This is a genomic window from Salinivibrio sp. IB643, from assembly GCF_001996105.1.
GTDB lineage: Bacteria > Pseudomonadota > Gammaproteobacteria > Enterobacterales > Vibrionaceae > Salinivibrio > Salinivibrio costicola.
On sequence record NZ_MUFF01000055.1, the window covers coordinates 1 to 6,128 of the forward strand.

4 protein-coding genes are annotated in these 6,128 nt (G+C 48.5%); 1 reads left to right on the plus strand and 3 read right to left on the minus strand.

Annotation, left to right across the window (positions count from 1 at the left end; translation table 11 throughout):
* Positions 1-463: 463 nt before the first annotated feature.
* The 3 genes from clpB to rluD all read right to left on the minus strand — a co-directional run bounded on the left by clpB (position 464) and on the right by rluD (position 4,818).
* Complete coding sequence (gene clpB, locus BZG77_RS14020; protein WP_077647687.1) at positions 464-3,040, minus strand: ATP-dependent chaperone ClpB; 2,577 nt, start codon at positions 3,038-3,040, stop codon at positions 464-466.
* Between the two features lie 81 nt (positions 3,041-3,121).
* Positions 3,122-3,844, minus strand: a complete 723-nt coding sequence (gene pgeF / locus BZG77_RS14025; RefSeq protein ID WP_077647688.1) for a peptidoglycan editing factor PgeF — start codon at positions 3,842-3,844, stop codon at positions 3,122-3,124.
* Entirely contained in the window at positions 3,844-4,818 is a 975-nt protein-coding gene (rluD, locus tag BZG77_RS14030; RefSeq protein WP_077461943.1) for a 23S rRNA pseudouridine(1911/1915/1917) synthase RluD, read from the minus strand. Before rluD ends, pgeF begins: the two co-directional genes overlap by 1 nt.
* A gap of 198 nt (positions 4,819-5,016) precedes the next feature.
* On the opposite strand from rluD, the gene bamD reads away from it, so the two are divergent.
* Positions 5,017-5,742 carry an outer membrane protein assembly factor BamD gene (gene bamD, locus BZG77_RS14035; protein ID WP_077647689.1) on the plus strand — a complete coding sequence of 242 codons (726 nt, stop codon included), beginning with the start codon at positions 5,017-5,019 and terminating at the stop codon, positions 5,740-5,742.
* Positions 5,743-6,128 lie beyond the last annotated feature (386 nt).

The following is a 6,128-nucleotide window of genomic DNA, read 5'->3' on the forward strand; positions in this document are numbered from 1 at the left end:
TACTGTTTTGTTCGTCTCTTGCGAGACAAACGAATTGACTGTGCTCTTGTTGGCATCCACTTTTAAAAAAGTGAAATCAAAACAGCTCAAGGCTGTACCAACATGAATTGGTCACTCAGTTCATCGAATAAATCTTTTTGTCTATTCTCAACGAGTGCCCACACAGATTGCATAGGTCAAATTGTTAAAGAGCGCCGCCCATTGTTGAGCGGGAGTGGCATAATACGCCACTTTGGCATTGAGTCAAGCATTTTGTTTTACTTGTCTTTGTTGCCGTTGTTAGCTCGGCTTGCCGTGCCAACGAGAGCGCATTATAGAGAGGTAATTTTTTGGCGCAAGGAGTTTTTGATAAAAAGATCTCAGGCGCGCAAAAACCCAACAATTTGCATTATTCCTAAGCGTTTTTGAGTCAAACCAAGAAAAAAGCCACCAAAAATGGTGGCTTTTGCCTGATAGGGCTGGGTTAGCCTTGTTTTGCAATGACATGGTCATTCTCAACATCAAGCCAAACGGGCTGACCTGGGACCAGTTCCCCACTCAAGATTTGTTGCGCCAGTGGGTTTTCGATTGTCTGTTGGATAGCCCGTTTAAGTGGACGCGCTCCGTAGACAGGATCAAACCCGCTTTGAGCAACCTTGGCAAGCGCGGCTTCGGAAATCTCCAATTTGAAATCTTTTTCTGCCATTCGTCGGGCAAGCTCTTGCATCTGCAAGCCAGCGATTTCTTTTATATGCTCTTCAACCAGTGGATGGAACACAACGGCTTCATCAATACGGTTAATAAACTCCGGTCGGAAATGATTCGCCGCCACCTCCATCACTGTTTGCTTCATGCCTGCATAATCCAGTTCACCAAAGTGTGCTTGGATTTGCTCTGAACCCAGATTGGAGGTCATGATGACGACGGCATTTCGAAAATCAACCGTTCGCCCCTGACCATCCGTTAAACGCCCATCATCGAGTACCTGCAACAAGATGTTGAATACATCAGAATGCGCTTTTTCTATCTCATCAAGTAGAATTACCGAATAGGGACGACGACGAACCGCTTCAGTAAGATAGCCCCCTTCCTCATATCCAACATAACCAGGAGGCGCGCCAACTAAGCGTGCTACCGAGTGTTTTTCCATAAATTCAGACATATCTATCCGAACCATAGCATCGCGGCTATCGAACATGAATTCGGCCAGCGACTTACACAACTCAGTTTTACCCACCCCTGTCGGCCCAAGGAAAAGGAAAGAGCCAATCGGGCGATTCGGATCCGCCAGTCCGGCTCGGCTACGCCGAATGGCATTGGCGACCGCACCGACCGCTTCATTTTGACCTATCACCCGCTGGTGCAAGGCTGATTCCATTTTAAGTAGCTTTTCTTTTTCGCTTTCCAGCATACGAGAAACAGGGATCCCTGTCTGCCGTGCAATAACATCTGCGATCTCAGCCTCTGTGACTCGGTTTTTCAATAAAGTCATTTCCTGCATTTCTGCTTGGCTAGCAAGATCGAGCTGCTTTTCTAAGTCAGGAATTTTGCCATACTGTAGTTCTGACATTCGGCTTAAATCCCCGGCTCGCCGCGCTATCTCCATGTCAGTTCGTGCTTGCTCTAAAGCAGCTTTTATATGTTGAGCTCCAGATACAGCGGCTTTTTCTGTGTTCCAGACCTCTTCGAGCTCGGCATAATCACGCTCTTTTGCCTCTAGCTCGTCACGCAATGTCTCTAAACGCTTTTGACTCGCACTATCTTCTTCTTTTTCTAGTGCTTGTTGTTCAATTTTAAGTTGGACAATGCGTCGTTCTAAGCGATCTAACGAATCGGGTTTCGAATCAATTTGCATCCGAATGCTGGAGGCCGCTTCGTCAATAAGATCAATGGCTTTATCGGGTAACTGGCGATCGGCAATGTAGCGATGTGACAAGCTGGCTGCGGCGACGATGGCCGGATCGGTAATTTCTACCGCATGGTGCAGCTCGTAACGCTCTTTTAATCCGCGCAGAATGGCGACCGTGTCTTCTACATTCGGCTCATTCACCAATACTTTTTGAAAGCGACGTTCTAATGCCGCATCTTTCTCTACATATTGGCGGTATTCATCAAGTGTCGTTGCGCCCACACAGTGAAGCTCGCCCCGTGCCAAGGCAGGTTTGAGCATATTCCCGGCATCCATGGCCCCTTCAGCTTTACCGGCCCCGACCATGGTATGAAGTTCATCAATAAAGAGGATGACATTACCTTCCTCTTTCGCCAGTTCATTTAATACCGCTTTTAGTCGCTCTTCAAACTCCCCACGGTATTTAGCCCCAGCGACTAGCGCCCCCATATCGAGAGAAAGCACGCGTTTACGGCGCAAACCTTCCGGTACCTCACCATTCACAATACGCTGGGCTAACCCCTCAACAATCGCGGTTTTGCCTACACCAGGCTCACCAATCAGGACGGGATTGTTTTTGGTACGACGCTGTAGCACTTGGATGGTCCGGCGAATTTCATCATCACGGCCGATAACAGGATCCAGTTTGCCTTGCTCAGCACGCTCGGTCAGATCCAGGGTAAATTTCTCCAACGCCTGCCGGTTTTCTTCGGCGTTGGGGTCATCGACTTGCTGACCGCCACGGACTTTTTCTATCGCTTGTTCAACTTTTTGTGATGTCAGGCCATGGCTGCGCAATAGCTCCCCAAGCGGCCCTTTATCTTCTACCGCAGCTAAGACAAAAAGCTCAGAAGAGATATATTTGTCTTTACGCTTTTGTGAGATCTTATCGCAAAGGTTAAATAAGTTACCCAGATGATTCGAAAGCTGAACCTCACCGCCCGTGCCTGTGACTTGAGGGACGCGATCCAATAACTCAGAAAGGCTAGAGCGCAGTTGGCTCACATCCACGTTCAGCATGGTTAATAGCGGACGAATCGCACTGCTATCTTGATTCAGGAGTGCGGTCATCAAGTGAACGGGTTCAATATATTGATGGTCTCGCCCTAACGCGAGTGATTGCGCATCAGAAATGGCAATTTGAAACTTACTGGTAAAACGGTCAAGGCGCATCGTTAGTTCCTCCCACTTAACACCTTTAGTTGATGAATAAATGGGCACGATGCAGGTATTTTTCAAGCACCTAAGACGACTTTATTTCATTCGCCAGATACACGTTGCCATCCGCCCCGTTTGTCCATCTCGGCGATAGGAATAAAATTGATCGCCTTGCTGGTAGGTACATAGCGATCCCCCATAAATCGCGGTCACGCCAATAGCTATTAGTCGTTGCCTTGCAAGCGCATAGAGATCAGCCAAATACTTGTCTGACCCTCGAGGTGAAAAAGCGGCCTTGGTCTGCCAAGAATACGAGATGAATGCCTGATAAACATCTTCACCGACTTCAAAAGCTTGTGGACCAATTGCCGGCCCCAACCAAACAAAACAGCGTTCTGGTTGCGCAAATAAAGCGAGGGTTGATTCTAAAACACCATTTAGTAGCCCTCGCCACCCGGCATGTGCCGCCGCGACTTGGCAACCATCATGGCTACAAAAAAGCACCGGTAAGCAATCAGCGGTCATAACCGTACAAGCTTGTCCGACGGTATCTGTAAATGCTGCATCGGCTTTGGGATGTGTTTCTTGATGTGGCAGCCGTGCGACCTCAGTCCCATGAACTTGCTCAAGCCACGTCAGTTCTCCGTGAACCATACCGGCTAGAGCAAGACGATTTTTTTGCACGGCATCTGGATCATCACCCACATGCATACCAAGATTCCAACCCGCAAACACGCCCTGGCTCACTCCCCCTTTACGAGTTGTGGTAAGTGCACCGATATTATCAGGAGCCGGCCAATCAGGTTGGAGGTAATCCATTAGTACTCGTCTTCTCCGTTTTCCGCTTGGTCGCTACGTAAATGCTCCGTCAATGCGACCATATCGTCGGGGATCGGGGCATGCCATTCCATTTGCTCACCCGTGATCGGATGGTCAAGACGTAACATGGCGGCATGTAATGCTTGGCGCTTGAACTGCCTTAGCGTCTGAACCAAGATCTCGCCGGCTTGACGTGGAGGCTTTGCCTTACCGCCATAAAGCGGGTCCCCTACCAGAGGATGATTTAAATACGCCATATGCACTCGGATTTGGTGAGTCCGCCCCGTCTCTAGTCGCAAACGTAACCGTGTATGACCCCGGAAATGCTCTGCAACCCGATAATGGGTTATCGCAGGCTTCCCTAATTCTTGGACGGCCATATGAGTCCGTTTTGTTGAATGGCGGCCTATCGGTTTGTCCACCATGCCACCACCGGTCATATTGCCAATCGCAATCGCTTCGTATTCACGCGTGATTTTACGTTTTTGTAGCGCGCGTACCAGTCGGGTCTGCGCGGGGATCGTTTTCGCAACCACCATTAGGCCCGTGGTATCTTTATCCAAACGATGCACTATCCCTGCACGCGGTACATCCCCGATATCAGGATAACGGTGAAGTAAACCATTCAATAGTGTTCCATCCGGACAGCCGGCACCTGGATGCACCACAAGCCCAGCAGGTTTATTAATCACCAAGAGGTCATTATCTTCATAGACGACGTCGAGCGGTATCTCTTGGGGTAGCCAGCGATCGTCATCTTCAATCTCTGTGGCAATCTCAACCTGCTCCCCGCCCATGACTTTCTGACGAGGCTTGTCTACCGCCATACCATCGAGTGAGACTTGCCCTGCTTGAATCCATGTTTTGATCCGAGAGCGAGAGTAATCGGGAAACAGCTCTGCGATCGCTTGATCGAGTCGCTGACCCATTTGGTGTTCTTGGATCTGATGGGATAATTCTATCTGTTGTGCCATACCGAACTTTTCTGTGATTTCTATGACTAAACCCTCGCAACAGCCGCTATCGTGGCGCTCGGCATATCGCCGATAAACGCCTTTTGCTATAGTCGCCTATCACTGGATAAAATAGCCGGGATAATGACATTGTATCTGTTTGCCGCTGTGACCGTAATCCAGATGGCATAAAAACTTTTCAAGGAAGTGCGATAACCCATGAAACGCCTAACCCTTACTGCGCTACTCGCAGCCTCTGTACTCGTCGGTTGCTCAAGCAACAGTCAAGTTGTCCAAGACGATCCGCCATCCAAACTGTATCAGGATGCTGAAGCGCAGTTAAACAAAGGGGCATGGATAACAGCTATTGAAAAGCTTGAGGCATTGGACTCTCGCTATCCGTTTGGTGCTTATTCCGATCAAGTGCAACTGGATCTTATCTATGCGTATTACAAAAATGACGATCTGGCCTTGGCCGAAGCAACCATTGATCGCTTTATGCGTATGCACCCCGCTCATGCCGAAAGTGACTGGGTTGCCTATATGCGAGGCCTCGTTCATATGGCACAAGATCGTAGCCTAATCCACGACATTCTCCGTATGGAGCGCAATGATCGTGACCCTCAGCCGGCTCGTAAAGCATTTGCTGATTTTCGCCGCTTACTCGAACGCTATCCCAATAGCGAGTATGCTGCTGATGCAAAGGCACGTATGATCGGGTTAAAAAATCGTTTAGCGCAATACGAGTTAGCCGCCGCCGACTACTATATTCGTCGTGAAGCTTGGGTTGCAGCCGTTAACCGTTGCCAGGCCTTACAACGAGACTTCCCTGACACTGAAGCCGCTAAAGCTTCTTTGCCTCTGATGCTAAAAGCCTATAAGAAGCTCGGACTTGACGAGCCAGCCGAGCGTACTCAGGATCTGATAGACAAAAATTCCATTTAATCTGTCAATATTGGTTAAAACGACACTGGTTAAAACGACAAAAGCCTCTCTATTATAGAGAGGCTTTTTGTGCTATGTGCTATGTGCAATGTGCAATGTGCAATGTGCAATGAGACGAGCAAATACGAACAAAAAAAGAAAGCCCTGACCGTCAGGCCAGGGCTTTATTGGTTTTTCATCAAAGATTAAAGATACAAAAAAGCCCCGACCGTTAGGTCAGGGCTTCGTATTTCTTTCTCATCAAAGTCTTACACATATCCGCTTTGATGATTAAATTGCGAGCTATTCGCAGGGAGTTTTGAAGCGAGACGCACAATGTATGCCAATACATGAGCATCGCAGCTATCAAAAATCACAAGCAATAGGCGCAATTTATAATCAAAGCC

Excerpts from the sequence above, each read along its gene's own strand:
- rluD (WP_077461943.1), bottom strand. The coding sequence starts at position 4,818 with ATGGCACAACAGATAGAATTATCCCATCAGATCCAAGAACACCAAATG.
- clpB (WP_077647687.1), bottom strand. The coding sequence starts at position 3,040 with ATGCGCCTTGACCGTTTTACCAGTAAGTTTCAAATTGCCATTTCTGAT.
- pgeF (WP_077647688.1), bottom strand. The coding sequence starts at position 3,844 with ATGGATTACCTCCAACCTGATTGGCCGGCTCCTGATAATATCGGTGCA.
- bamD (WP_077647689.1), top strand. The coding sequence starts at position 5,017 with ATGAAACGCCTAACCCTTACTGCGCTACTCGCAGCCTCTGTACTCGTC.